This is a genomic window from Escherichia sp. HH091_1A, from assembly GCF_030295175.1.
GTDB classification, from domain to species: Bacteria; Pseudomonadota; Gammaproteobacteria; order Enterobacterales; family Enterobacteriaceae; genus Escherichia; species Escherichia coli_F.
Genome location: NZ_AP025747.1, coordinates 1,233,180 through 1,256,091, shown reverse-complemented (window position 1 = coordinate 1,256,091; position 22,912 = coordinate 1,233,180). Strand labels below are relative to the sequence as shown.

Annotated in this window: 27 protein-coding genes, 1 tRNA gene and 1 other annotated feature; of the genes, 1 reads left to right on the top strand and 27 read right to left on the bottom strand. The window is 52.9% G+C overall.

Going from position 1 to position 22,912, the window contains the following annotated elements; all coding sequences use genetic code 11:
* Positions 1-47: 47 nt before the first annotated feature.
* The 6 genes from QUF14_RS06085 to hyaA are packed head-to-tail and all read right to left on the bottom strand — an operon-like array spanning position 48 to position 5,515.
* A complete protein-coding gene (locus QUF14_RS06085; RefSeq protein WP_000004882.1) occupies positions 48-905 on the bottom strand; it encodes a hydrogenase expression/formation protein in 858 nt (285 codons plus the stop codon).
* A complete protein-coding gene (gene hyaE / locus QUF14_RS06080) occupies positions 902-1,300 on the bottom strand; it encodes a hydrogenase-1 operon protein HyaE (protein WP_000063962.1) in 399 nt (132 codons plus the stop codon). Before hyaE ends, QUF14_RS06085 begins: the two co-directional genes overlap by 4 nt.
* Entirely contained in the window at positions 1,297-1,884 is a 588-nt protein-coding gene (gene hyaD / locus QUF14_RS06075) for a hydrogenase 1 maturation protease (protein ID WP_000003634.1), read from the bottom strand. Before hyaD ends, hyaE begins: the two co-directional genes overlap by 4 nt.
* Positions 1,881-2,588: a Ni/Fe-hydrogenase b-type cytochrome subunit gene (gene hyaC / locus QUF14_RS06070; protein WP_001186429.1), complete on the bottom strand. Its 708-nt coding sequence runs from the start codon at positions 2,586-2,588 to the stop codon at positions 1,881-1,883. Before hyaC ends, hyaD begins: the two co-directional genes overlap by 4 nt.
* Before the next feature lie 18 nt (positions 2,589-2,606).
* Positions 2,607-4,400, bottom strand: coding sequence for a Ni/Fe-hydrogenase large subunit (gene hyaB / locus QUF14_RS06065; protein WP_000107375.1), 1,794 nt, complete (start codon positions 4,398-4,400; stop codon positions 2,607-2,609).
* Positions 4,397-5,515: a hydrogenase 1 small subunit gene (gene hyaA / locus QUF14_RS06060; RefSeq protein ID WP_001353311.1), complete on the bottom strand. Its 1,119-nt coding sequence runs from the start codon at positions 5,513-5,515 to the stop codon at positions 4,397-4,399. Before hyaA ends, hyaB begins: the two co-directional genes overlap by 4 nt.
* Positions 5,516-5,941: 426 nt before the next feature.
* On the opposite strand from hyaA, the gene QUF14_RS06055 reads away from it, so the two are divergent.
* Positions 5,942-6,029: transfer RNA gene (locus tag QUF14_RS06055), tRNA-Ser, on the top strand.
* Positions 6,030-6,168: 139 nt separating this feature from the next.
* On the opposite strand, the gene QUF14_RS06050 is transcribed toward QUF14_RS06055, so the two are convergent.
* From QUF14_RS06050 to QUF14_RS05950, 21 genes are all read right to left on the bottom strand, one after another.
* Positions 6,169-6,753: a DUF4376 domain-containing protein gene (locus QUF14_RS06050; protein ID WP_100733702.1), complete on the bottom strand. Its 585-nt coding sequence runs from the start codon at positions 6,751-6,753 to the stop codon at positions 6,169-6,171.
* Between the two features lie 14 nt (positions 6,754-6,767).
* A complete protein-coding gene (locus tag QUF14_RS06045) occupies positions 6,768-8,690 on the bottom strand; it encodes a prophage tail fiber N-terminal domain-containing protein (RefSeq protein ID WP_100733703.1) in 1,923 nt (640 codons plus the stop codon).
* Between the two features lie 23 nt (positions 8,691-8,713).
* Complete coding sequence (locus tag QUF14_RS06040; RefSeq protein WP_215260606.1) at positions 8,714-9,244, bottom strand: tail fiber assembly protein; 531 nt, start codon at positions 9,242-9,244, stop codon at positions 8,714-8,716.
* A gap of 26 nt (positions 9,245-9,270) precedes the next feature.
* A complete protein-coding gene (locus tag QUF14_RS06035) occupies positions 9,271-9,522 on the bottom strand; it encodes a hypothetical protein (RefSeq protein WP_286333485.1) in 252 nt (83 codons plus the stop codon).
* A protein-coding gene (locus tag QUF14_RS06030) for an IS3 family transposase (protein ID WP_371829233.1) occupies positions 9,506-10,719 on the bottom strand; the annotation gives its coding sequence in 2 pieces (ribosomal slippage) (positions 9,506-10,431 and positions 10,431-10,719; 1,215 coding nt in all). Before QUF14_RS06030 ends, QUF14_RS06035 begins: the two co-directional genes overlap by 17 nt.
* Positions 10,322-10,438: a sequence feature (AL1L pseudoknot), on the bottom strand. Its footprint overlaps the gene before it by 117 nt.
* Positions 10,720-10,770: 51 nt before the next feature.
* Positions 10,771-11,691, bottom strand: coding sequence for a phage tail protein (locus QUF14_RS06025; protein WP_434057357.1), 921 nt, complete (start codon positions 11,689-11,691; stop codon positions 10,771-10,773).
* Positions 11,678-12,268, bottom strand: coding sequence for a YmfQ family protein (locus QUF14_RS06020; protein ID WP_075843142.1), 591 nt, complete (start codon positions 12,266-12,268; stop codon positions 11,678-11,680). Before QUF14_RS06020 ends, QUF14_RS06025 begins: the two co-directional genes overlap by 14 nt.
* Complete coding sequence (locus tag QUF14_RS06015) at positions 12,268-13,350, bottom strand: baseplate J/gp47 family protein (RefSeq protein ID WP_100733973.1); 1,083 nt, start codon at positions 13,348-13,350, stop codon at positions 12,268-12,270. The genes QUF14_RS06020 and QUF14_RS06015 overlap by 1 nt, the downstream gene beginning before the upstream one ends.
* Complete coding sequence (locus tag QUF14_RS06010; protein ID WP_057697897.1) at positions 13,343-13,756, bottom strand: phage GP46 family protein; 414 nt, start codon at positions 13,754-13,756, stop codon at positions 13,343-13,345. Before QUF14_RS06010 ends, QUF14_RS06015 begins: the two co-directional genes overlap by 8 nt.
* A 5-nt stretch (positions 13,757-13,761) precedes the next feature.
* A complete protein-coding gene (locus QUF14_RS06005; protein ID WP_075843144.1) occupies positions 13,762-14,295 on the bottom strand; it encodes a phage baseplate assembly protein V in 534 nt (177 codons plus the stop codon).
* Entirely contained in the window at positions 14,295-15,350 is a 1,056-nt protein-coding gene (locus tag QUF14_RS06000; RefSeq protein ID WP_001066645.1) for a phage baseplate assembly protein, read from the bottom strand. The genes QUF14_RS06005 and QUF14_RS06000 overlap by 1 nt, the downstream gene beginning before the upstream one ends.
* Positions 15,347-16,738, bottom strand: a complete 1,392-nt coding sequence (locus QUF14_RS05995) for a DNA circularization protein (protein ID WP_075843145.1) — start codon at positions 16,736-16,738, stop codon at positions 15,347-15,349. The genes QUF14_RS06000 and QUF14_RS05995 overlap by 4 nt, the downstream gene beginning before the upstream one ends.
* A 15-nt stretch (positions 16,739-16,753) precedes the next feature.
* Positions 16,754-18,667 (bottom strand): phage tail tape measure protein, encoded by a 1,914-nt coding sequence (locus tag QUF14_RS05990; RefSeq protein WP_075843146.1) that lies wholly within the window; start codon positions 18,665-18,667, stop codon positions 16,754-16,756.
* A gap of 84 nt (positions 18,668-18,751) precedes the next feature.
* Positions 18,752-19,087, bottom strand: coding sequence for a phage tail assembly protein (locus tag QUF14_RS05985; RefSeq protein ID WP_001251341.1), 336 nt, complete (start codon positions 19,085-19,087; stop codon positions 18,752-18,754).
* A complete protein-coding gene (locus QUF14_RS05980) occupies positions 19,087-19,443 on the bottom strand; it encodes a phage tail tube protein (RefSeq protein ID WP_001062340.1) in 357 nt (118 codons plus the stop codon). The genes QUF14_RS05985 and QUF14_RS05980 overlap by 1 nt, the downstream gene beginning before the upstream one ends.
* Entirely contained in the window at positions 19,443-20,939 is a 1,497-nt protein-coding gene (locus tag QUF14_RS05975) for a phage tail sheath subtilisin-like domain-containing protein (RefSeq protein ID WP_100733972.1), read from the bottom strand. Before QUF14_RS05975 ends, QUF14_RS05980 begins: the two co-directional genes overlap by 1 nt.
* Complete coding sequence (locus tag QUF14_RS05970; protein WP_047085173.1) at positions 20,936-21,097, bottom strand: DUF2635 domain-containing protein; 162 nt, start codon at positions 21,095-21,097, stop codon at positions 20,936-20,938. Before QUF14_RS05970 ends, QUF14_RS05975 begins: the two co-directional genes overlap by 4 nt.
* 9 nt (positions 21,098-21,106) lie before the next feature.
* Positions 21,107-21,670, bottom strand: coding sequence for a phage tail terminator protein (locus QUF14_RS05965; RefSeq protein ID WP_100733971.1), 564 nt, complete (start codon positions 21,668-21,670; stop codon positions 21,107-21,109).
* Positions 21,667-22,191: a hypothetical protein gene (locus QUF14_RS05960; protein ID WP_047085174.1), complete on the bottom strand. Its 525-nt coding sequence runs from the start codon at positions 22,189-22,191 to the stop codon at positions 21,667-21,669. Before QUF14_RS05960 ends, QUF14_RS05965 begins: the two co-directional genes overlap by 4 nt.
* The gene (locus QUF14_RS05955; RefSeq protein ID WP_000702444.1) at positions 22,157-22,573 is read right to left on the bottom strand and encodes a phage head closure protein; all 417 of its coding nucleotides are present in this window, start codon (positions 22,571-22,573) and stop codon (positions 22,157-22,159) included. The genes QUF14_RS05960 and QUF14_RS05955 overlap by 35 nt, the downstream gene beginning before the upstream one ends.
* Complete coding sequence (locus QUF14_RS05950) at positions 22,570-22,893, bottom strand: head-tail connector protein (protein WP_000924706.1); 324 nt, start codon at positions 22,891-22,893, stop codon at positions 22,570-22,572. Before QUF14_RS05950 ends, QUF14_RS05955 begins: the two co-directional genes overlap by 4 nt.
* Positions 22,894-22,912 lie beyond the last annotated feature (19 nt).

Here is a 22,912-nt window from a genome sequence, read left to right as displayed (position 1 = left end):
CGCCGATTGCGATATTCATAAGCCTGAAAGCGATACTTACCGTCTTTTTACGTCGGTGCACCTTCCGCCAGCCACTGACATACCTCACTAAGCCGCTGCGCAGAGTCGACCAAATCTTCTGGCGCTGCCAGCACCACTTCCGGTATTGGGCAGATTTCATAACTCTCAAGTAACGGGCCTTTTAAGGTGTCCGTACAGCGTAAATGCCAGACATGCCGCAGGCCGGTCGCGTTGATATAGCTCTCGCCGTAGCCAATGGTGCGAATCTGAATATTTCCCGGCCCACAGAGACGTGAGAGAAAAAGCCGATCAGCCTCGCTGATAGGTAATTGCGTCAGATTAATGCTGTGCGGCTGCGCGTCAGGATTACGTACATGTGCTAGTAATTCATGAGCCAACGGTAGGCCATTCATCAGGCCATCAATGGGCGGCGGTAACAGCGAATCTGTCGGCAAGACGTTTTGCGTTGCCGCCTGCCACAATGCCAGCGGCGCGCAGCCAGCCTCCAGTTTGTCCTCCAGCAACTGTTCACCGCGACGTCTGCGAACCCGCCATAATCCGCAGAAGATCGCCTCCTGAATTTCACTTTCACTACCATCAGCCTGCTGAATGCGCACTGACACTTCCCCTTCCCCGAGAAGCGTATTGATAAAGTGACGATCGTCGGCGTTGAGATTGAACAGATCGACTGCCAGCACCTCGCCCAGCGGCGGCTGGCGCTCGCTTAGTTGATGTTGCAACTCGTTTAACAGCGCAATCACCTGCGGGCTATGCACACACTGTTCCAGGGCAGCCATGCTCGGTTCATCATTCACCTGACAGGTAATCGGCAGTGGATTCATGCTAAAACTATCATCATCAGGCTGCGTTCCGGGCCCCAGTAGATGGAAAAAAGTTTCGCTCATGAGGCACGCTCCTGTTGCGGTTCAATAAGCCCGCGCATCAGGTTTATCAGTTCCGCCCACGGGTGAATACCATTCAGCACGCCGCGATAGCTACCACCGGTAAAAACCAGTGTGGCGGGAAAACGAAATACGCCAAAACGATCACCGATGGCTTCGCTTTGCTCAAGGTCGGCAATCGCTACCTGCCATGTATAATCAGGAAACTCGCGCAGTAATTCGCCAATCATTACCGGATTATCGCTGACCTCTGGCGTGCGTTTCGGGTCACTGCTTAATAACACCACACCGTCTGGCGCTTGCGTAAGCCAGTCGTCAAGACGGGATTCACTGATCGGCGTCCAGCCGCGCGCCAGCATACGTTGCCACAACGCATCAAATGGCGTGTCGTTGCTCATTCCTGCTCCTCCAGCGTCATCCGGTACTGGCGCAAGCGAACGCCTTCGTAGTTTTCCATCGACAGACAGTCATAATTGAGACAGCGCGATTCATTAGCCGGTTGCGGCTCAATTCCCCACGCAGCCAGTTGCGCCAGCGCCCCCTGTTCCGCGGCGGGCAGTTGCTCCCGAGCCAGTTCGCTCAGGCTACCGCCGTAGTCGTCGAGCATCGCGGGTTGCAGACCGACGAGGGCAATATGTGCTGGCAGATTTCCGCGGATATCTGCCAGCGCCAGTACTTCGGAGAAACTGTTCTGGTGCAGGCTCATTTTCTTCGCGCTGAGATAGGCCGGAATGCGTTCTCCGGCATACGTTCGTAGCGTTCCGGGTTCCAGCCCGTAATCAATGGCGTCGAGAATCAGCAAGTGGCTGGCGCTTTCGACATACCCCAGCAAGTTCAGTCCCTGAGTGCCGCCATCAACAATCTCGACTTCATCGGGCCAGTGGTAATGGGCATACAACCGTTCCGCCACCCGCACGCCGAAGCCTTCATCGGCCCACAGCAGATTGCCCAGCCCCATTACCACCACGCGTTGCTCGCTCATGAACGCTCCTTGTTACTTATTTTGCCAAATTTGTGGCTACGGTAGCCGTTGACCATGGTGGAGATCACTGTGTCGTCGGACATGATGTCTTCACGCAGCGCCATGTAGACATGACCGATAACAAACGCGCCAATCAGCCACATCCCCAGCCGATGCCAGCTGTGAATGTCCATTGAGTTGCCGCCCGTCCAGTAGAAAAATTCCACCACATAACGGAACGGCGCAAAAATAGCGTACTGACTATGTTCGCTGTACAGCGCAAAGCCGGTGACGATCATAAATACCGACATCAGGAAATAGCCGAACATTGCCGCCTGAGCGATGGGGTTATGGCCTATATCGGCACTCGGACGTTTTGCCAGAAACAGATACCAGCGGATTTCATACCACACGCCCTGCCACCAGCTTTTACGCCATACCGGCACGATAAACAGCTCGCGGGAGTAGCGATTGCCGACAAAAGCCCAGTAGATCCGCATCAGCAAGACCACGGTAAAAACCATCCCGGCGCTGAAGTGAATTAACCTGATGTAGCCCATATAAAACAGATACGTCGCCTCACCGCTGACCGAAGGCAGCGGCTTGCCAATAAAGTAACCGGTGACCATCAACACCGCCATGCATAACACCGTCAGCCAGTGCCATATTCGCACGGGTGCTTCAAAGACATAGTGACTGACAACGTTGTCGCTTTTCTGTTGCATGATGATTCTCCTTCGCTGTTAACGCACCTGCACGGAGATCAGCTCGCTACCGTCGTCACCTAGCACATGAGTTGAACAGGCGAGGCACGGGTCAAAGCTGTGCAGAGTACGAAGGATCTCCAGCGGTTGCTCGGGGATCGCCATTTTGGTGTTCATCAGAGCCGCTTCATAAGCGCCAATCTGCCCTTTGGGATCGCGCGGGCTGGCGTTCCAGGTGGTCGGCACCACACACTGGTAGAGATCAATCTTGCCGTCACGAATGGCGGCCCAGTGGCCTAGCGCTCCGCGCGGCGCTTCGGTAAAACCGACACCATGGCACTCTGTCGGCCAGGTTGCAGGTTCCCATTTTTCAGTGGAGGCGGTGGCGAGATTGCCGTTTTTAAGGTTGGTCATCAACTTGTCGAAGAAGTATTGCAACTTGCTTGCGGCCCACTGCGCTTCGTGCGCGCGGCACAAAATGCGGCCCAAAGTCGACTGGATGCCGGAAAGCGGCAGGTTCAGCGCCGACATCATGCGATCAACTGACTCAACGGTCGCAGCATCGCCCTTGTGATAAGCGATCAATGTACGTGCCAACGGCCCCACTTCCATCGCATGGCCACGCCAGCGTGGCGCTTTGATCCACGAGTAGCGTTCCTGTTCATTCAGTTGCTGAATGTTGGTGTCGCTGCCTTTGACATCGCCAGGGTTGTACCACGGGTCAGTAATGCCATCGAACGGATGGCGCCCGACCTGATCGTTGGGATAACGATACCAGGCGTGATCGACAAATTCCTGCACCTGCTGCGGATCGACTAAATCCACTGGCAGCACATTGTTGAAGTCGCCGTTAATCACCGCGCCGCCAGGCATCAGCAGACTTTTCTCGCCAAAGTCGTTGGCAATATCCGGGAACGCCCCGTAACTGAGGACACATTTATCAGAAAGACCAGTGCCGATTTCGCTCCACGGTTTGTTGAACTGACCGATGGCTAAAGCGTCGGGGATCATCACGTTATTAATGAAATCCGCCGTGCGGGTAATGATCGACTGCACCAGATTCAGGCGCTCCATATTGACCGCCCCGACCGCGCCACTTTCGTCAATGTTGATAGCGCACGGCATCCCGCCAACAATCCAGTTTGGATGTGGGTTTTTACCACCAAAGACCGCGTGGATTTTGACAATTTCACGCTGGAAATCGAGAGCTTCAAGATAGTGAGCAAAGCCCATCAGGTTGGCTTCTGGCGGCAGTTTGTACTGCGGGTGCCCCCAGTAACCGTTACGGAAGATCCCCAACTGGCCGCCTTCAACGAATTTCTTCAGGCGGTTTTGTACGTCGAAGAAATAGCCAGGTGATGATTTCGGCCATGAGGAGAGACTTTGCGCCAGTTCGGAGGTTTTCCGCGGATCGGCTTTCAGCGCATCTAACACATCGATCCAGTCCATCCCGGCAAGCTGATAAAAGTGCACCAGATGGTCATGGCACCAGAGCGTCGCCAGCATAATGTTGCGGATGATATTAGCGTTGTCCGGCACTTTAATTCCGATAGCATCTTCGATGGCATAGACCGAAGCCAGAGCGTGTACGCCGGTACAGACGCCGCAGATACGTTCCACGAATGCCCACGCATCGCGCGGGTCGCGCCCTTGCAGAATGATCTCCAGCCCGCGAAACATGGTGCCGCAGGAGACGGCATTGGTGATCACATTCTGATCGTTAATATTCACTTCACAGCGCATGTGGCCTTCAATGCGCGTAATCGGGTCGACCACCAGGCGGCGTCCGGCATTGTTGATGGTGTATCCCTGAGTTTCGTACTGAGTGCTCATGCCTGTTTATCCTCATTGCCTGGCTGTTGTTCGGTTTCTGTAGGTTGCTGGTTATGACGTCTGCGCTGATCAACGGCGCTGGCGACCGCATGTACACCAACAGCCGCAGCCACCACGCCAAGCGCGGTTAAGCCGACGGTATCAGCGGTGGAATGGGTACCCATTTGTGGAATATCGACTACGCGACTGTAGAACGAACCGCGATCCCAGAAACCATTTTCCGCACAGCCCAGGCAGCCGTGACCAGACTGGATTGGGAAAGAAACGCCATCATTCCAGCGTGTGGAGGAACAGGCGTTATAGGTGGTAGGCCCTTTGCAGCCCATTTTGTACAGGCAGTAACCTTTGCGGGCAGCGTCATCATCCCAACTCTGGACGAACTCTCCGGCGTCAAAGTGAGCGCGGCGATAACATTTATCGTGAATACGCTGACCATAGAACATCAATGGACGGCCCATTCTGTCGACATCCGGCAGACGATCAAACGTCACCATGTAAGTAATGATGGCGCTCATCACATCCGGGATCGGCGGGCAGCCAGGTACTTTGATAATGGGTTTGTCGGTGATGACTTTGTCGATAGGCGTTGCCTGCGTCGGATTGGGCCGCGCGGCCTGCACGCAGCCCCAAGACGCGCAGGTTCCCCAGGCGATAATCGCACTGGCTCCGGCGGCGGCACGTTTGAGTTTCTCAATAAACGGTCGACCGCTGCTGATACAGAACATCCCCTGCTCGCCCAGCGGCGGATTACCTTCTACTGCGAGGATATATTTGCCATTGTATTGCGTGATGATGTCTTCAAAGACTTCTTCCGCCTGGGTTCCGGCAGCAGCCATCAGGGTATCGTCGTAATCGAGGGAAATCAGGGAAAGGATGACGTCCTTCGCCAGTGGGTGAGCGGAGCGGATAAAAGATTCGGTACAGCAGGTACATTCCAGACCGTGGATCCATACCACCGGAATGCGCGGTTTGTTCTCCAGCGCCCAGGCAATCTTTGGTGCCATTCCCGCGCCTAATCCCAGCGACGTGGCAGCCAGACTGCAATATTTGAGAAAGCTGCGTCGGGTAACACCCTGACGCCGCATGGCCTGGTAAAATGTTTCCTCGTTATTCATATCGCACGTCTCTTCTCCTTGCGACACCGGCAGGACACCGGGCGCTTATGGTCGGCAAGCGACGTCCCTGTAGCAAGGCAAACCATCGCTTCACGTGAGATGCTGAAAACGAAAGCTCATCCTTCTGCACTGGCGCACGTCGCCAGAAAGTATTGTTAATAAAGCGTAGTGAAACTTTTGCACAAAACAATACAAACTGTGTGGATTTGTCTTTTAGCGATAAAAATGGACCTATTTTTCTTTTTGCCGGGCGGTGGGGATGTTTAGCCGGTTGCTAAACGAGTAAAAGAGAAGGAATTCATGGTGATGAAATGATCAATCTGCTGTTATTTCACGCTATCAATGCACTTTTGGCTGTTTTTCAGTCAAACAAACAAATTAGGGGTTTACACGCCGCATCGGGATGTTTATAGTGCGCGTCATTCCGGAAGTGTGGCCGAGCGGTTGAAGGCACCGGTCTTGAAAACCGGCGACCCGAAAGGGTTCCAGAGTTCGAATCTCTGCGCTTCCGCCAAATAATCAAGGGGTTACCAAATGGTAGCCCCTTTGCTTTTTGGGTTCTTGGTATAAACTTGGTATACCAATTGGTATATTTTCAGTTTTTAATATCTGCGATATTTTCCCGCCAGCACCTCTTTGATGTCTTTGGTATCTCAAATTTTTTCTGAGTTAACGAGCAACTTCCTGATTGAGTGTAAATCCTCGAGGCTACTCAGCTCCTCTTTCATCTCCCGCTGACGTTCGTGGATTTTAAAGCCCTCCGTCACCATGGCCGCCATCATGGCATCGTTCAGCGCAATAAGTTTCTCCCTGGTCAGTACGACGTTGTTATTATCCGCATCAGTCCAGAAAAAACCCTCCGGAAGCAGTCCGGCCTGTGCTGTTGCAACCACGGGGGCAAGGCGTGACTGCGAGGTTTTTCCGCCATCAAAACGACGGTCATCAAACGTGAAAATAAACTCAACGTTTTCCTGACTGTCGCGCCATGCCTCAATTTCCCGCCTTTTGGCATCCTTTGCCGCTGCAATAAGTTCCGGCGTGACGGTAAACGGGGCGATTTCGCCCCATTTCCCGCTTTGCAGCTCCTGCCAGACATGCTGGCCTGTCGGGGCCATATCATCCTGTATGGCGGTATACAGGACGAACTCCGTTTCACCTTCAAATAACACCTCGCAGTCAACCGCACCATTTTCAAGATAATGCGCGTTTCTGATGCCTTTCACCGCTCTGATTTTCATGTCTTATTTCCTTATTACTCAATGCGTACAAAAAGACCGATATAGCCACGCGTTGTATCGTGACTAATGCGGGTCCCCGAAAGCGCCGTGTAACGACCGGGGAAGTTGTATTCACCAGCACCGCCAATCACAACCTGCGGTGAGGATGCGTATGTCCCTGTATCGCTAACCCGTGCACTCATAGCCAGAGGGCCAAGACGGGAACCCGGCACAATATCACCGAGCCCCAGAGACGCATCTGCACCAAAACTCTCCCCCTGATATGCCGCCATAATCGGCACACCAACGGCCGGGTATTTATAATATGAGCCTGAGCCCGCCATCCTGGACAGCAGGTACGCCAGTGAATCTCCGTCGTATACAACTACCCGCGATGACATGTTCCAGCTGTTATCGCTGTCGTTGTACCGGTACTGCATATAGTGAATACAGTGTTCACCCTGATAATACTGGTTGTAGCACATCAGGGTTTTAAATTTGCGGACTGTGTCGGATTCACTGTTGGCGTACGGTGACCACATCACATCAATAATGCCGTTAAATTGCGTGGTACCGGTAAGCAGTTGCGAGGAGTCTGTAATACTGACCGCATACCGCCCCGGCGTGACTTTCTTCAACCACTCAACGAAATCAGACAGCCCCTCAAACGCCAGAGCGTCAGTGCTGGTGAATGCCTGTCCAAACCCATACATCCCGGACAGGGCCAGCCTGCCCGGTGTGCGGTCACGGATATCACTCTGGGGTTCCATCGTCGCAGCCGCGTTCAGCTCAAGCTCCGTGCGCATGGCTTCAGCCGTGTCATGCGCCAGTAATGCGCGGCCCTTCTCTGACAGCAGAGACAGTGAGGCATTCCCGTCTGTATTGAAGTACAGAAGATTATCTGCCCGTTGCGTCAGTGCGCTGATTGCCGTTAAGACGTCATTAAGCGGTTGTTTGCCTGCCAGCGCATTCATCATTGAGGTCGCAAAGTTCGGGTCATTACCCAGCGCCGCTGCCAGCTCGTTCAGGGTGTCCAGAACTTCCGGTGATGAGCCAACCAGCGCAGCAAGCAGTTTGCGCACAAACGCTGCGTTCGCTGCTTCCAGACCGGCGGCATCATCCGGTGGGGTTGGGGTGGTTGGGGTGCCGGTGAAAGCCGGGCTGTCCAGTGGCGCTTTTGTTTTCGTCTCCTCCATGACGGTTTTGACAGCCTTTGGCGTGGCAGCCAGTTCCTCGCTGTCGTTATCCGTGTCACTACACAGTTGCACCAGTCCTTTTTCTGTCGTGCTGGCATTTGTTGCATTCAGGTCATCAACTATCTGCTGTGCCTCATCCCTGTACTGTTTCGCTTCCTGCGCATTGTCTGCGCTCGCTTCCTGACTGATTCTGGCCTGCCGGGCATATTCGGCAGCGTTATTTTCATGGCCCAGCGCAACATTTGCTGACTGCCCGGCACTGGTTGCTGCTGAGGACGCAGCTTCCTTGTGCTGACGGGCTCGTTCAGCAGCATCAACCGATTCATCCCGCGCAGAGCCTGATGTCTGTGCGCTGTTTTCTGCCTCACCCGCAAGACGTTCCGCATCATCACGGGCGGTAGTGGTGGCTTCGGCGCTCTGCTGCGCCTGCGCCACCATTTCCTCAAAGCGTTTCACTACATCAGGTTTGAGGTCGCCTTCATCGGGGGCGGTCAGAAAATCATTCAGTGTGCCGGGCTTTGAGTCATCGTATACAGTAATGTCGCCAACATAGTACTCATCGCGCCAGTCCTGCTTCAGATACACGCAATATTTTCCGGCCTGCGCCTTAAAACAGTACTCGCCACAGTTTCCTGTCACCACGTCGGCAACTGTGCGCATCACCACCTCTGAGGTGTTCACACGGGATTTCAGAATTATGTGGCATCCGGACATGGGGATGCCTGCGCCATCAGTCAACGCACCTGATATCACTACAGACATAGTTTTTCTCGCGATAAATTAAATCAGGAAGAGGTTTCCGGAGAGACGGGCCACTCAATGGCGTTATATGAGGCTTTATCAGTAATAGTGCTGAAATCCATCGCCTGCAATTCCTTTGCGTAAATACGCCAGACTTTCAGTTTTTCTTTTTCTTCATCACTGAGAATGCCCAGCGCCAGGTCGGTAGCCCAACCGGATGTGATATCCTGTGCCGTCATCAGCAGACGCTGACGTTCTGCCTCTGCTTTGGCCACATAATCCACTGGCACAGGCAGCACTTCGCCGTCCTGGTAATACCATCCACCATCAATATTCACACCATCAGGAAGTACATCCAGTTCGGTAACACTTGCATTAAGTGGACAGAGCGCAGAAACATCGGTTGTAATGCTGCGGACAATGTTATTACTGTCATACATGATTTTGTATGTATTCGTCGCAAACTGTTTCTGGCATTCGTACCAGTCCTGACCATCCTCACTGATGAGATATAACGCCCACGCTACTGGTGGATTTTCCGGTGTGTATTCTCTGAAGTTTTTAATGTTTATCATGGTGTTTACCGTTCTTTTACGCGAATTCATATCGACGATACATTCATCCAGGTACCATTCACACAATACTGAATGGTCCGGTAATAAATACCACCAATGTTATCTGCAGAATTGTCGCCAGTATCCTGAACGATTATCCCGGTCATGACGTTTCCGCTACCAAGGTCCTGCGTCCAGGTATACCAGTTACCTGCGGGGGAGTAGCTTTGTCTTGACCCCTGAACCGCCCCGGGTTTCCTGGAGAGTGTTTTATCTGTGAACTCAGGCTGCCAGATCATTGTTTCCGATGGAAGCATAATAAGCTTTTTCTGCTTCTGCCGGAGGAGTATGGCCCAGCCTTCCCAGCAATCGTCGATTGTTATACCAGTCCACCCACGTTAGTGTGGCCAGTTCCACTTCTGCACGGTTTTTCCAGCTCTTACGGTGTATTACCTCCGCTTTGTAAAGACCATTGATGCTCTCAGCCATCGCGTTGTCATACGAGTCGCCTGTACTCCCTGTTGATGCCAGTAATCCGGCTTCTTTTAGTCGCTCCGTATAGGCCAGTGACACATACTGAGAGCCTTTATCGCTGTGATGGATGGTGCCAGACGGACGACGGGCCCACAACGCCTGCTCCAGCGCATCCAGCACGAATGTCGTTTCCATAGACGATGAGACCCGCCACCCCACGATGTATCCGGCAAACACATCAATGATAAACGCCACATAGACGAAGCCCTGCCATGTGCTGACGTAAGTAAAATCAGCCACCCACAGCTGGTCAGGACGTTCTGCCACGAACTGACGGTTTACGCGGTCACCTGTGGCAACGGTTTTCCGGCTGACGGTAGTGCGGACCTTTTTACCCCGGAGAACACCGGCAAGTCCCATAACCGCCATGAGGCGCGCCACTGTACATCTGGCCACCCTGATTCCTTCCCGTAACAACTGACGCCAGACTTTACGCACACCGTACACCTGATGATTTTCATCGTATACGCGCTGTATCTCTCTCTTCAGCCAGTCATCGTGCTGCGCACGGGCACTGCGTTTATCCGGATGATGTCGCTGTTGCTGACAATGGTAATACGTTGACGGGGCAATATGCAGTTCGCTGCATACCGGTCCGACCCCGTACTGCTCACGCAGCTTATCCAGCAGTGGCATCATTTTTTCCAGAGGCGGTCGAACTCCGCCTTCGCAAAATAAGCGGAAGCCTGGCGAAGGATATCGTTACTGCGGCGCAGTTCACGATTTTCACGTTCCAGCTCTTTCAGACGCTGACGTTCAGCGCTGGTGAGCCCACCATCACCGCCCCCGGTATCCCGCTCATGCTGGCGAACCCAGACACGCAGAGTCTCCGGCGTACAGCCAATCTTTGGGGCAATGGAACAAATTGCCGCCCACTGTGAGTCATATTCATCCTGACTTTCCAGAACCATACGAATCGCCCGCTGACGGACTTCGGGGGAAAAACGAGTATTTTTAGTCATCCTGTTTACCTCTTTCTCAGGGAGTTTAGTCTCCAGGATTTCCGGGGCGGTTCACCCCAGCCTTACAGAAGTGATACTGGCCCCTGTTTTTGCGTAACGTGAATCGAAGTTTCCGTAGTCTGACGGGATAATCTGACGACCACATAGCCAGTTTCCCGACTCGTCCATATACGCCTGCCCGTCCGTACCATTATCTGAACGGCTGTTATTTATCATGTAAATGCCGAACTGCTTATTCCCCAACCCCCCCAGGAAATACTTTCTGTCTGCATGATCCTGACGCAACAAAGCCTGGGCACTGTTTGTGCTTACCGGATTGCGTCCAAGAAAAACACTCTGGTTACGCATATCAATCCAGCCGCCAGAGCTACTGGCTACCATCACCTTATCCGCTGACAAATAGCCATTGAGCAGAATATCCACCATCGCGGTAATGGTATCCTCCTCCAGATAAAAAACTTCATTTCCCTGTACAAATATGGAAAGTGTGCCTGATACCTGCTTTAAACCCGTTTGCCCTTCACCTATCGCAAGTGAATTCCCGCCCAGTATATTCTCTGTATTTACACCAAATGCAGAAGTCTGAGGCAATATCAGTTTCCCGGTCATGGTGTCGCCATCACGCTGAACGGCATTTTTTGCCTTGTCCACCGTGTGTTTTAATCCGAGGTTTTCAACAGCCTCATCCTTGTCTTCCACATCCGAAAGGTTATTTTTTATCAGCAATGCCTCTTCGTTAATTGCACCACCCACCAGTAATAATATGGCTTTATATAGCTGATCGTGTTCTTTTTTATTCAGTTCTATCCCGGCCTTCTCAATGACACCACAGATTTCCTCCTGAATGGCATCCCACATTGCACTGTTCAGCCAGGTGGCAAGACGTCCTGTGCGAAGATTTCCATCAGTAAATCCGTTCTTGCCCGGGCCAAACTTATCTTTTACCGCTGTCAGCGTATCAATCCTGTGCATCTTCATCCTCGTCTGGATAGGAAAATAAAACGACGGTGTGTGACGGACATAATTTATTAATCACGCACTCCGCAACCGTATCCCCCCACATCCGGATCGGTGTGTTGCAGGCGTCTGTGCATGTCTGCCACTGAGCACCGGCATCCACCGGCAACGTCACACGCCAGAAATAACGCCAGCGATCTCCCCATTCCGGATCGGGGCTTGCATCCAGATTCTGGAACTGTTCGATCGTCACGCCGGTATATCCCAGCGCCTCAAGCTGATCCAGGAAGAACTGCTCATTTATGCCACCAGCCACATTGGCTTTTGCTTCAAGACGTTGCTGACGCTGGCGTAATGTCTGGGTTCCGACAGGGGAACAGGAATCAGGTAAACCATACAATTCTTCATAACGTTCAATCAGCTCTGTGGACTGACCGGGATCGATTTCAATCACCAGTTCATCAGCCCGCTGGTGAACACGCACAAGCGATGGTGCCAGACCGTCAAGTACACCGTCGGTATCTGACCATGCAGGTCCCGGCGGCATCAGGCCATACAACAATTTTGTATAATCATCCTGTAACGTATCCATTATTTACTCCTTACCGGGTCATAAGCCTGCCATGTGATCTCCCCGAGCACCAGAAGCTCAGTTTCCCCCAGGTCAATATCCGATGAAGGGTCGATGAGTCGATGGGCCACCTCACCTGCAGATAAACTGATAGCCTCGCTGATTCTGGACAGATACATGCGCCCTTCCGGCACACCATCCCGGAACATCAGCGCATTCAGTTCTGATTTTATTGCCGCCCTGATCTGCGGTGTGTCTTTCGATAACGCAATCGTCATCGGGATGACTTTTTCTGTGGCACCGAATACATACAATCCGCTTCCGGCAACAGGTGCCAGAGGAAGGATGTGGTCCCTGACTGCGTTAATCACGCTTTCATCCGGGGCCGGGTGTTCCGGATCGTTTGTCGCCACCATCACGCCAACCGTTCCAATCCCTTTCCAGTGTCTGAAAGTCCATGCACGGTTAATACCCTGAACTTCTTTCGCCCAGATAACATAATCAGGGTCTGCGCCCCCCTGTGGAATGTAGTAATAACGTTCCATAACGCGGGCACACCATATTTCCAGATTTTCAATATCTTCACCGTCTGTAATGGTGTCTGCGTACCCTGTGGACGGCAGACCACTGACGGGTGTTCCCAGCTGCATGGCAATACCATCATCCGTATTCCCCGCCGATCCCGGTTCGTCTGCCACAACAGGCACCCGGAGAAGACCATCGGCTGCGGTCACCGTCGCCGTCGTGGTGAAGGTCACCTGATCATCACGCTGGATCTGCGTTCCCGCTGGCAATACCGGCGTCCCCTCTACGCCATCCCAGCGCACAAATCCCCGGGCTGCCACCGCATCTTTTCGCGGGCAACGTTTGATTCTGGCGTGCCGGTACAACCAGTCTTCATCACACATGTCCGGCAACAGATTTCTGGCAAGATAATCGATATACCCGTATAACGTGTGTACGGCTGCAGCCTGTACACGGGCATACACTTCCGCATCCATACGACGAAGCAGCGTATCCTGCTCAAAGCGGGTTAATAAATCGCTCCGGATCATAGAAATAAGTTGCGGGAGGCCGGGGCGATAAAACTGACTGTCAGCCATTCAGTTCACTCCAGATATCATCAAAAATAATGTTGTGAATATTGCCGTCACGCTGGTAAATGGTAATGGCAAGTGCCAGCGAGTCTGTCCCGGTCCGGACAGCGTTAATATCAAGACGGGAAGCAGCACCATCCTCCACCATCCACGCCAGCGCCTCACGGGCATAATCTCTGGCAAGCTGCGGGGTTTTATTTGTCAACTTGCTGCGTCGCAACAGATACAGACGCGACCCCGTGCGATCATTCTGAACCGCAGGCCAGGTATCCCCCCACCATCCAAATATCTGCGGTGCATCATCATCCCGCCCGGCACGTCGCCAGGTAAAAAGCGAAATAATCACAGCACGCGTCAGAAGGTCGAGCGAAGCCCCGGTCGACACGGATCGCCCGTTAACATTAATCATCATGATTTTCAGCCCATCGGTTGGTCCGGCGTGTCAGTGATCCCACCACCATCACCATTTTCGGTGTGTTTGTGGGCATTGTAGGTCTGCCGCATTTGCTGCATGCTGAGTCCGCCACTGTCGCAATTGTCAGTAATATCAGCGGTGGATTCGACAGGCATTTCAAAGCGCGCTTTAGACGCGTTTTTAAAAATAATGGGCTTACCGGCCCCGTTCACCACAATACCGGAACGGGTCAGGACAACTGACTGCCCCTGATCGTCATAAAGCGCCACTTCCCCACGTTTCAGTCCTTTCAGCCGGTAACGTCTGTCAGCCACGACCACAACCACACCATGAGAACGGTCGCCCGCCGGGAATAAAGCAACCCCCTCAGCACCGTTCTGTGCGGCAGATGTAAAACCATAAGGTTCAAGGTGCTCAACGTGTTGTTTCTGATCTCCGGCTATCATTTTCAACCCTACAGACTGACACTTTCTGGCGGAATCCACCGCCGTGATGACAGCCCGGGAAATCAGATTGCGAAGAGAAAACCCGTTCATCAGAAATCCTCCTCAACATTTTTTTTCTTCCTGGCGGTAACAGGCTCGGGGAGATAAGCATCTGCCGGGCCAACCCGTAATTCAGTCGTCGTGCCCCGGTCGTCCTGGTTATAGGTGACTTCTGCGATCACCAGTTCATCATTATCAAAATTATTCAGCGGGTCGAAAACGATGACAGATAACCCCGGACGCCATAACGCGCCACTGCCCTGCCGCCAGCCCTGAACCGTATATGTTGTCTCACGGGTAAGCGCAGCCCGTTGACGCGCTTCAAATTCACAACGGGCCTTACAGGTTGCTGTCGTTGCTGTACCTGACTGCTGAATCAACAAAGGGCGATAACGGGTCACGCCACTGTCCTGAATTGTCTGACGTATTGCGGCAATGGTGGCCTCACCAAAATCATCGTCGTTGCCCGGGCGCTGCCCACTGACCTGATATTCAGAAAACCGCTCTCTGATGCTTCTTTCCGTGTCACAGGAAAGAATATTCTCTCCCAGCACCAGTGCTGTCGCCGCTTTGCCTGTTCCGGGTTTTCCCAGAACCAGTCGCCCGCATTCATCGTCATAAGCCAGCGTCTGAACCTGCCCCAGCAACCGGTTAAGACAATCAGCAACGGTTTCGCCGTGTTCCGGCTGGGCATCAATCACCGCTGTCTGCGGCACGCCAGCATCAACAACGGTGATGCCAAATGGTGCAGCCAGTTCACTGACTATTCTGAGCAGGTTTTTTCCGCTCTGCTGGAGTGGCAAAGCAGAGCAGTCAACCAGATCGGCTGTTTTGCTTCGCCCGACAATTCCCATGCTGACACTGCTGGCGTCATAACGAAGCGGTAGTGCCTCCACATATCCGGTGAGAACTGGCTCATCCCCGATAAGCACTTCAACCAGCTCACCATTTTTTATCCGGGGTTGATAATCCCGGCTTCCGGGCCAGCGGGTGGTAATGGCAACATTAAAATCCCGGGCAATACGGTTAATGCCCGCACTGATACGGACGGATGTCCAGCCGCCCCATTCGCGACCGGAAACCCGAAGTAAAACGGTATTATTCATCTGACGGGTACCCTTAATGCCCTGACCGGAACAAAGCCCGGATGGGAGATGGCATTTCGATCCAGGATATCAGTTTCACGGGACGCATCGTCGTACCATGACGCAGCCAGAACAAGCGCAGGCAGAACTTCCGCTGGCGTTCGCTCTGCGGTTTCCTCCGTCTGAACCAGACGGGCCTGAATATCCCGGTTCAGTTCTGTACGTAATGACGTCAGCTGAAAAAACAGCCTGTCATTCGCCGTACGCCTGAGCTCCTGCTCAATCGCCGCGTTCAGCGATTCGCGTATGATGGTGAGATTTTCCCGCGTGGGTGGTTGTGCTGTCTCATTCTGCTCTGTACTGGCAGCCACACTGTCAAGTGCCGGATGAGAAACATGAATGATATCGGACTGACGTTCAGTGGAACCACCAACAGCCACAACCGCCTGCTGATTTTTCACCAGACTTCCGGGTTGCGGCAGTGAAGTGACCGCCCTTGCAGCCTCGCTGATTGCCGTCGTCCGGATGACTGCAGCCACCAGATTTGTCTGCTGTTTTTGCCTGACAACCGATGCGGAATCTGTGGGCCACACCGCACGCGGTGCCAGTCCTGGATCCAGCGTAATACCGGACATTGTCGTTATGGACTGCACCAGATCCTGTGTGTTGTCCACCAGTCTGGTTCCTGCCCGCCAGGTATCCTGCAACGTATGCACAAAATCACTGGCAACCGATGGCGGCATCAGAATGACGGATAAATCGCCCTGCATCAGCCTCATTCCGGCAGAAACAGCAGAATTAACCATTTTGAAAGCCGTCTGAACGGTTCCCAGCATATCGGTTGCCCGGACAATAACGTCGTTCTGAATAAAGTCCGGTATACCCGCGAGATCAAAATCGCCGAACATGTCCTCAATCAGCTCATCCAGGAATCCGGACGACTCCTCCAGTTTTCTGGCGGTTGCGGCTCCGGCGACCGGAAATGACAGTTCCCCGCTCTCAACAAACTGAAATGAAACCCGGCACATTCGGCCTTCAGTGCTAGAGTGAGAAACGGTCACCTGTCCGTCAATACAGCCCTGCATTTCACCGAACTGCGGATGGATCAGCGTCCCCGGCCCGGCGGTTTCAATCGCTGTAATCAGCCGATCGCGCTGCTCTGCATAATCATCACCAACGAGATACGCATTAATCGTCAGCCGTCGCGTGGCACGCCCGAGATCTTCCGTGTACGGTTTATCACGGTTAGGGTATTCATGGACCTGAACGCGGCGTCCGAACGAACCCTCGTCGCTTTCCACCGAAAACGGAACGCCACGAAATGAAGCATCGTAAAGATTATCGCGCCAGGTCGTTCCGGAAGATGAAGAAAACAAAGAGGACAAAGAAGGTAAGGAAGGAAAATCCATTCTGATACCCCATTATTAACGCCTGAAAGGTGAATACCCAACGTCATGGGTGATTTTCATAAAGGGATCGCCTGTTTTCGGCAAATCGATAACGCGCATTCCCTGTGGCGCATTGTCAAACGTGACTTTGATTTCACCACGTGCTGCCACAGACGATATCGCCGGATTAAGCAAAGGAACATTCGGTTTGTACTGACGCGGCTGATTAAGGGATGCCTGGTATTCCTCATAATTTTTTCGATTAAAAAACGGGGTCCAGTCAGAGGCCAGATATATGCCATGATCCCTGGCCCAGTTAACATCGCTCTCAGGCAGAATTGATTCAAGTGCATTTTCGACGGGCTCCCACATCATAGAAGCCAGCATCCCATATACACCGGCTTTTCCGATAACGCCCCCGCCTTTACCAAACAATCCGGTAGCGGCAGTGACCTTGCCGAGTGTGCGCATATCCTTCGTCACAATGCTGATTGATTTAGTGACATCGGTGACCCACTTTGTCGCCATAAAAATGGCGATAGCTTTAAGGATCGTTTCCCATCCCCCCATAGCCTGGGCGGTGCCATCAATGACTTCCCAGACATTTTTAATAACCGGTCCAACGGTTTCCCAGTTATCAATTATGAGATATGCGCCACCGACGAGAAGCGCAATTAATCCCTTTGCCGGCGTCATATTCATCACGCTACCCATGATTTTTGTTATGCGTGTCAATGTGCCAATCGCCACGCCCATCGTCAGTAATGCCGCACCAGTTTTCGCGATGGTTTTTACGACCTCAGGATTTTCTCTGACAAACGTGCGCACTTCTTCCAGAAAAGGCTTCATCTCTTTTATGCCTTCATTGATTGAAGGCAGGAAGGTATCCCCCAACGTGGAAGAAATCGCATTGATCTGGTTCTGCAGCAGCAACAACTGATTTTCCGTCGTCGCCGCACGGGCGGCATATTCTTTCTGCATTGAGCCGCCATACTGCTGCGCATCCGCCACACGATTAAAATTGGTTCGCAACAAATCCAGATTCGTTAGCAGCGGCGCAATGGCTCCCAGAGACTCCTTCCCGAACAGCGCATTAAGCACAGCAGCCTGTTTTTCTTTCGGCACTTTCGCCAGAGAATCCAGTACGTGCAGCATGGCCCCACGGGCGTCTTTCTGCATATCCGCCGCCAGTTTTTTCGGGTCAATGCGCAACAGGCGAAGCGCTTTTTTCTGCGATTTGGTGGCAGAATTCCCCGCTGTCAGCGACAGCATAAAATTCTTTATCCCCGTCGCCGCAATTTCTGATTCCACCCCCATTCCGGCAATGGTTGCCCCCATTGCGGCAATCTCTCCGGAGGCCACCCCCGCAACACTGCCTAAAGGGCCAATACGGGTCACAACATCAGAAATCTTTTTCGCACTCGCAGGACCGGTATTACCAAGATAGTTAATCTTGTCCGCAAGTCCTGCCACCTCTCCCTGTGTCAGTTTAAAGGCAGTGCGCCACTGTGCCATCATCTGGCCGGATTCTTCTGCCGTGGTGTCAAAGGCCACGCCCATCTTCACGGCGTCGTCAGTAAACTGCATTAGCTCGTCACGGGCGATACCAGCCTGACCACCCGCCGCCACAATTTCGGCGATACCTTCCGCCGACATGGGCAGTTCTGTTGACAGGTCGCGCACCTGCTCCGTCATTGCCTTAAACGCTTCCGGCGTATCCAGACCATCCACCACTTTCCGGACATCCGCCATTTTTGATTCAAGGGCAATGGCAGATTTGACCGGGAGCGCCAGCGCCCCCAGTACTGCGGTTCCGGCACCCGCTGCGCCCAGTGACAGGCTGGCAAACTCCTTTTTAAAACCTTTCAGCTGGCGCTGCATTCCCTTCAGCGGTGCCGATACCTTATCCACGGCAGTGATGATCGCCTTCAGCTGAAAACTGTCAGCCATGCTTCATCTCCTCGTTAATGCGGACGGCCTCGGCTTCCAGTTCTGTAAACTGCGAAATAGCCACCCGTCGCAGCTCCAGTGGATTCAGTTTCCAGAACCAGGCAACATTGTAGAGTCGTTTCCGGAGGTGCTTCCCGTCTCCGACTGGGTAAAAAAACGCAGGATCTGCATGCTGGTCTTAAAAATATCCAGTTTTGCCATCTGCGCCGCCGATGAACGCGGGATCCCCGCCAGCAACGGGATATATTTCAGTGCCACCTGGCTGTCCAGTTTAATACTGCCTTCACCGGAAATAATGAAAGGAAAACCCAGCGCCTCGATTTCGTCATACGTGGGCTCGCGCAACTCCAGCACATGCAGCATTTCGTTATGCGCTGTCACCGGTTTTTTTAAAACAATTTCTGTAACGTTCATTGCCATTACTGATACCCTCCCTCTTCGCCGTGGAATTCAAGATCTGCCGTGCCTTCTTCGGCATTATGGTTAGCCTCTCCGTGCAGCCATGCCGCCGAAAGCACATACACCATGCCGTTTGCCAGCTCAGCGGTAATCGTCATCTGGTCTGAGGTGGTAATTTTGTCGACCGGAAAGTTTTTGGGCACTTTAAACGTGCCCTTAACGTAAGGTGACCGCCAGGTCTCCTTGTAATCCACATCCCCTGCCATGCCGACAACATCATCCCGGACATTGGTGTTCATCGGCACTTCAATGCCACCTGTCAGCGATAACTGCTGACCATCCACTTTAAAAAAACAGGTTCCGGCGATCTTTGCCATTATGCTGACTCCTCTGAATACTGGAGACGGAACTGGTTAACCACCGCAAAGACACGTAACTGGTTAACATAATCCGGCGGGAACAGCGTGTTCAGTCGGTTCGGGTTATCCGCATCACGCTCAACTATCAGATACTGTTTAAACAGATCGTAATTTTCCACAATACCGGCACGCTCCATCTGACGATATGTCGCCAGAAGCTCCCCTTTGATAACGGCAGGAGTAACAATCGCCTGCCCCGGACCAAAACGGGTACCATCATTTGCCAGCTTGTGGCGTCCGTACTTGCTTGTAATGACCGATTTCAGTTTGCGAAGAACGTATGCGCTGGTATGCAGTGTTTCACTGTCCAGATAGCTGTTGTCTGCCACGCCATATGCATTCTTTTTGTAGGTGGTTACGGAACGCTGGATCCGCAACGTGCCGCCTTCCACATAAGCCGTCGCCACGCCGTGAGATAAAAGGGTCTGCTGCTCTGTCATGATGAATCGCTTACCTTTCGGTGCCGGAAGCATCCCCACCAGTTCCCCCATCTGTGTCGGACGGGCCGGATCATTGCGGATAAATACCGCTTCACGGGCAAGGCGACTGGCAACCAGTTCATCGACAGGCGACTGGGTTTCTTTTTCGTAACCAGCAAGCGTGATATGTTGCTGATTATGCATATCTCCGGCATCAACCAGCTCTGACAGCGTTCCCAGTTTTGCGGTATAGACATGCCCGTATAACTGGCGCGCATAACTCCAGCGACCGCTGCTGTCATTCATTTCGGTCATCATCATATTGATGGAGGCGGCATCGTTGAACGGCAGACCGATAAAGTCGAATGCCTCATCGCCCATAGCAGCAACAGCGGCGGTAAGATCAGGCGCGCCGCTACCCGCAGTTCCGGCTTCCGTCACGACCTGAAGCCCCGCGGGCAGAATCTCACCACCACCAGAACCATAATAATTCAGGCAGACAGGCAACTCGTTACCATACAGCCCCTTATGGCGGGCAGTCAGTGTCACCACACCTGCATCAGATGACGCCGCAAACGGCAGGGTGATAACCCCGTTTACCGCTTCCTTAATCGCGGTGGCAACCGCAGTGGCATCATCGCCATTCACCACAGGCACCTGTACACGGGAGCGCCCGACATACAGACTCAGGGTGCCGCTTTCCTCTGCTTCTCCGGTAACTGTCACCCTGACCGTCGCCGCCGCCCCTTTGGCTTCCGGTACTGCAATAACATACAGTTCACCGAAAGGATCTGTCTGACGGTAGACGTCAACCATACGCGCCAGCTGGCTCCCGGCCCCACAAATCTGACGGGCATAATCTGCCGACGGCATCAGCACCAGGCTGTTAACCTCAATGGCGGCATCATTGCTGGCATGCCCGATCAATAATGCAGGCGCGCTGGTCACTGCTGTATTTGCCGCAGAATTGTCCATCTCGGCGTAAAACAACGGCACCAGCGTATCCGACGGAACAGCACTAAAACTTATTGTCATGATTCTTTAGCCTTATCCTGTTTAACACGTACCACATCACCCGCCGCTATACGGCGAAGCCAGTAGCTGCTTTCTTCCACATTTCGCCCGTCAGAAGGCAAAAGGTCTCCACGGGCAGGGTCAGGAACTGACCGCCCTTTCAGGGGTTTCACAAACATGAGGGACTCTTATTTCTGAGGGAAACGCATTTCCAGATGGTGCTCAATGTCACCATCCGGGCCAGTACTAGGATCGATGTAATCCACATCAATACTCAGCAGGGATAAATCCGGCAGGGCATTCACGTCCTCTGCCTGTCGCGTGTCTTCTTCCGTGATTTCATACTTCGCCGTAAAATCAAACTGGTAATACAGTTCGTAACGGTTCAGATCCAGCAGGGTGCCACCGGCATAAACAATCTCGCCCCCCTGCGGATCCGACATCCATCCAAGCAGGGCTTTCCAGAGTTCTCTCCGGACATCATGAACAGCGTCATAGGCTGCCCACTGCCCTTTTTCATCACGCTCATTGCTGAGCACAACAATAACGGAGAAGCCTTCTGTCAAATCCTGCCAGTAATCGGTCTGTGATTTTTGTTCCCCCGGCGCATCGTCAGAGGGAACCACATAGGCAGCAGGCAGTCGCAGTTTTCCGGCATCAGGGATCGCCTTAAACTGCGCCGCGCCACAAACACGATCCTCAAAACGCGGGCATCGCTCACGCAGCGCCGCAATTATCGTTGTCAGTTTCATTTATGCTTCCTTTTTACCGGACGTAACGAACGCTGCAGCTCACGGGACAACAGTTCCTGCGTCCAGTGACGCCGCCGCTCAATAACGTCAGCCATAAAGTTATTACGCGGGGCCAGCCGGAAAGTCGAAGAATGGTGCTTCTTCTGTCGCTTATCCTTTTTATCCATTCCATACGCCGAATAGCGAACACCGTAATACAGAAACGCCGGATAATAAGGAGCGCCTTCAGGAAAACGGCGATTCCCCTGCCCGTTTTTCTGGTTAGGGGAAATTTTCACCATCAGTCCGGGGCGACGCGTCGTTTTTTTGGGAACGTAATAACCGATGGAGCGGGCCAGACGCCCGGTCTGATACCCCGGGTTCTCTCCCGGGCCAGAACGCCCGCGTTTAATCACCAGACGTCTGGCGTCACGCATGTAAACGCGCCCGATTTGCACAAACGCCCGACGCAGACGGGCGCGATTAAACTCCAGCTCCTTTGGTTGTTTAAAGTCGACGTGTAAAAATGCTGTCTGATTCATGGCATTCACCCCGTCGTCGCGCTGTACGCAGTTCTTCACATTCCAGTAATAAAAAACGCCGCTGACCGTTCAGGTCGCGTATTCGCCGGATCCGGTACTCCTGACCGTAATAAACCACTTCGTGATCTGCCGTGATGTCATGCCGGAAACGGATCGTAAAATAATGCGTAACGATATTTTCTGTCTGCACTGAGCCCTGATAAGCGGCAGCGCCTGGCTGAGCCACCTTTGCCCAGACATCAAACGACTCCGGATACGTTGGCTCCGTACCAAAATCAGCGGTGGGTTCATCCACACGAAGGCGGATCTTTATCCGGCGATTCAGCTCTCCGGGATCCGGTAAAAGGTAAGTGGCACTGGTCTGACTTTGCCTGATTTTCATAGCGGGACAATCCTGTAAGGGCCAGCAAGCCATCTGAAACTCATTGGCGTTTCCAGTTTCTCCACATCGGTGATCGTTGAGCGATTTTCATAAAAATGACTGACCAGCATCAGCATTGCCAGACGAACATCATCAGTCAGATGCATCCCGTCAGGATCGTCTTCCGGAATCGTCTCTTCCGGTGCATACAACTTCCTGTTCAGGTATGTCTCTGTTCTTTTCTGTACCGCCTGTGCCAGCAATTTCAGAAAATCGCCGTCACTGTACAAACCATCATCGAGCCGGAGGTGAGATTTAATTTCCTCTTCTTTCAGGAGCATATTTTCCTCCTGTGCCCGC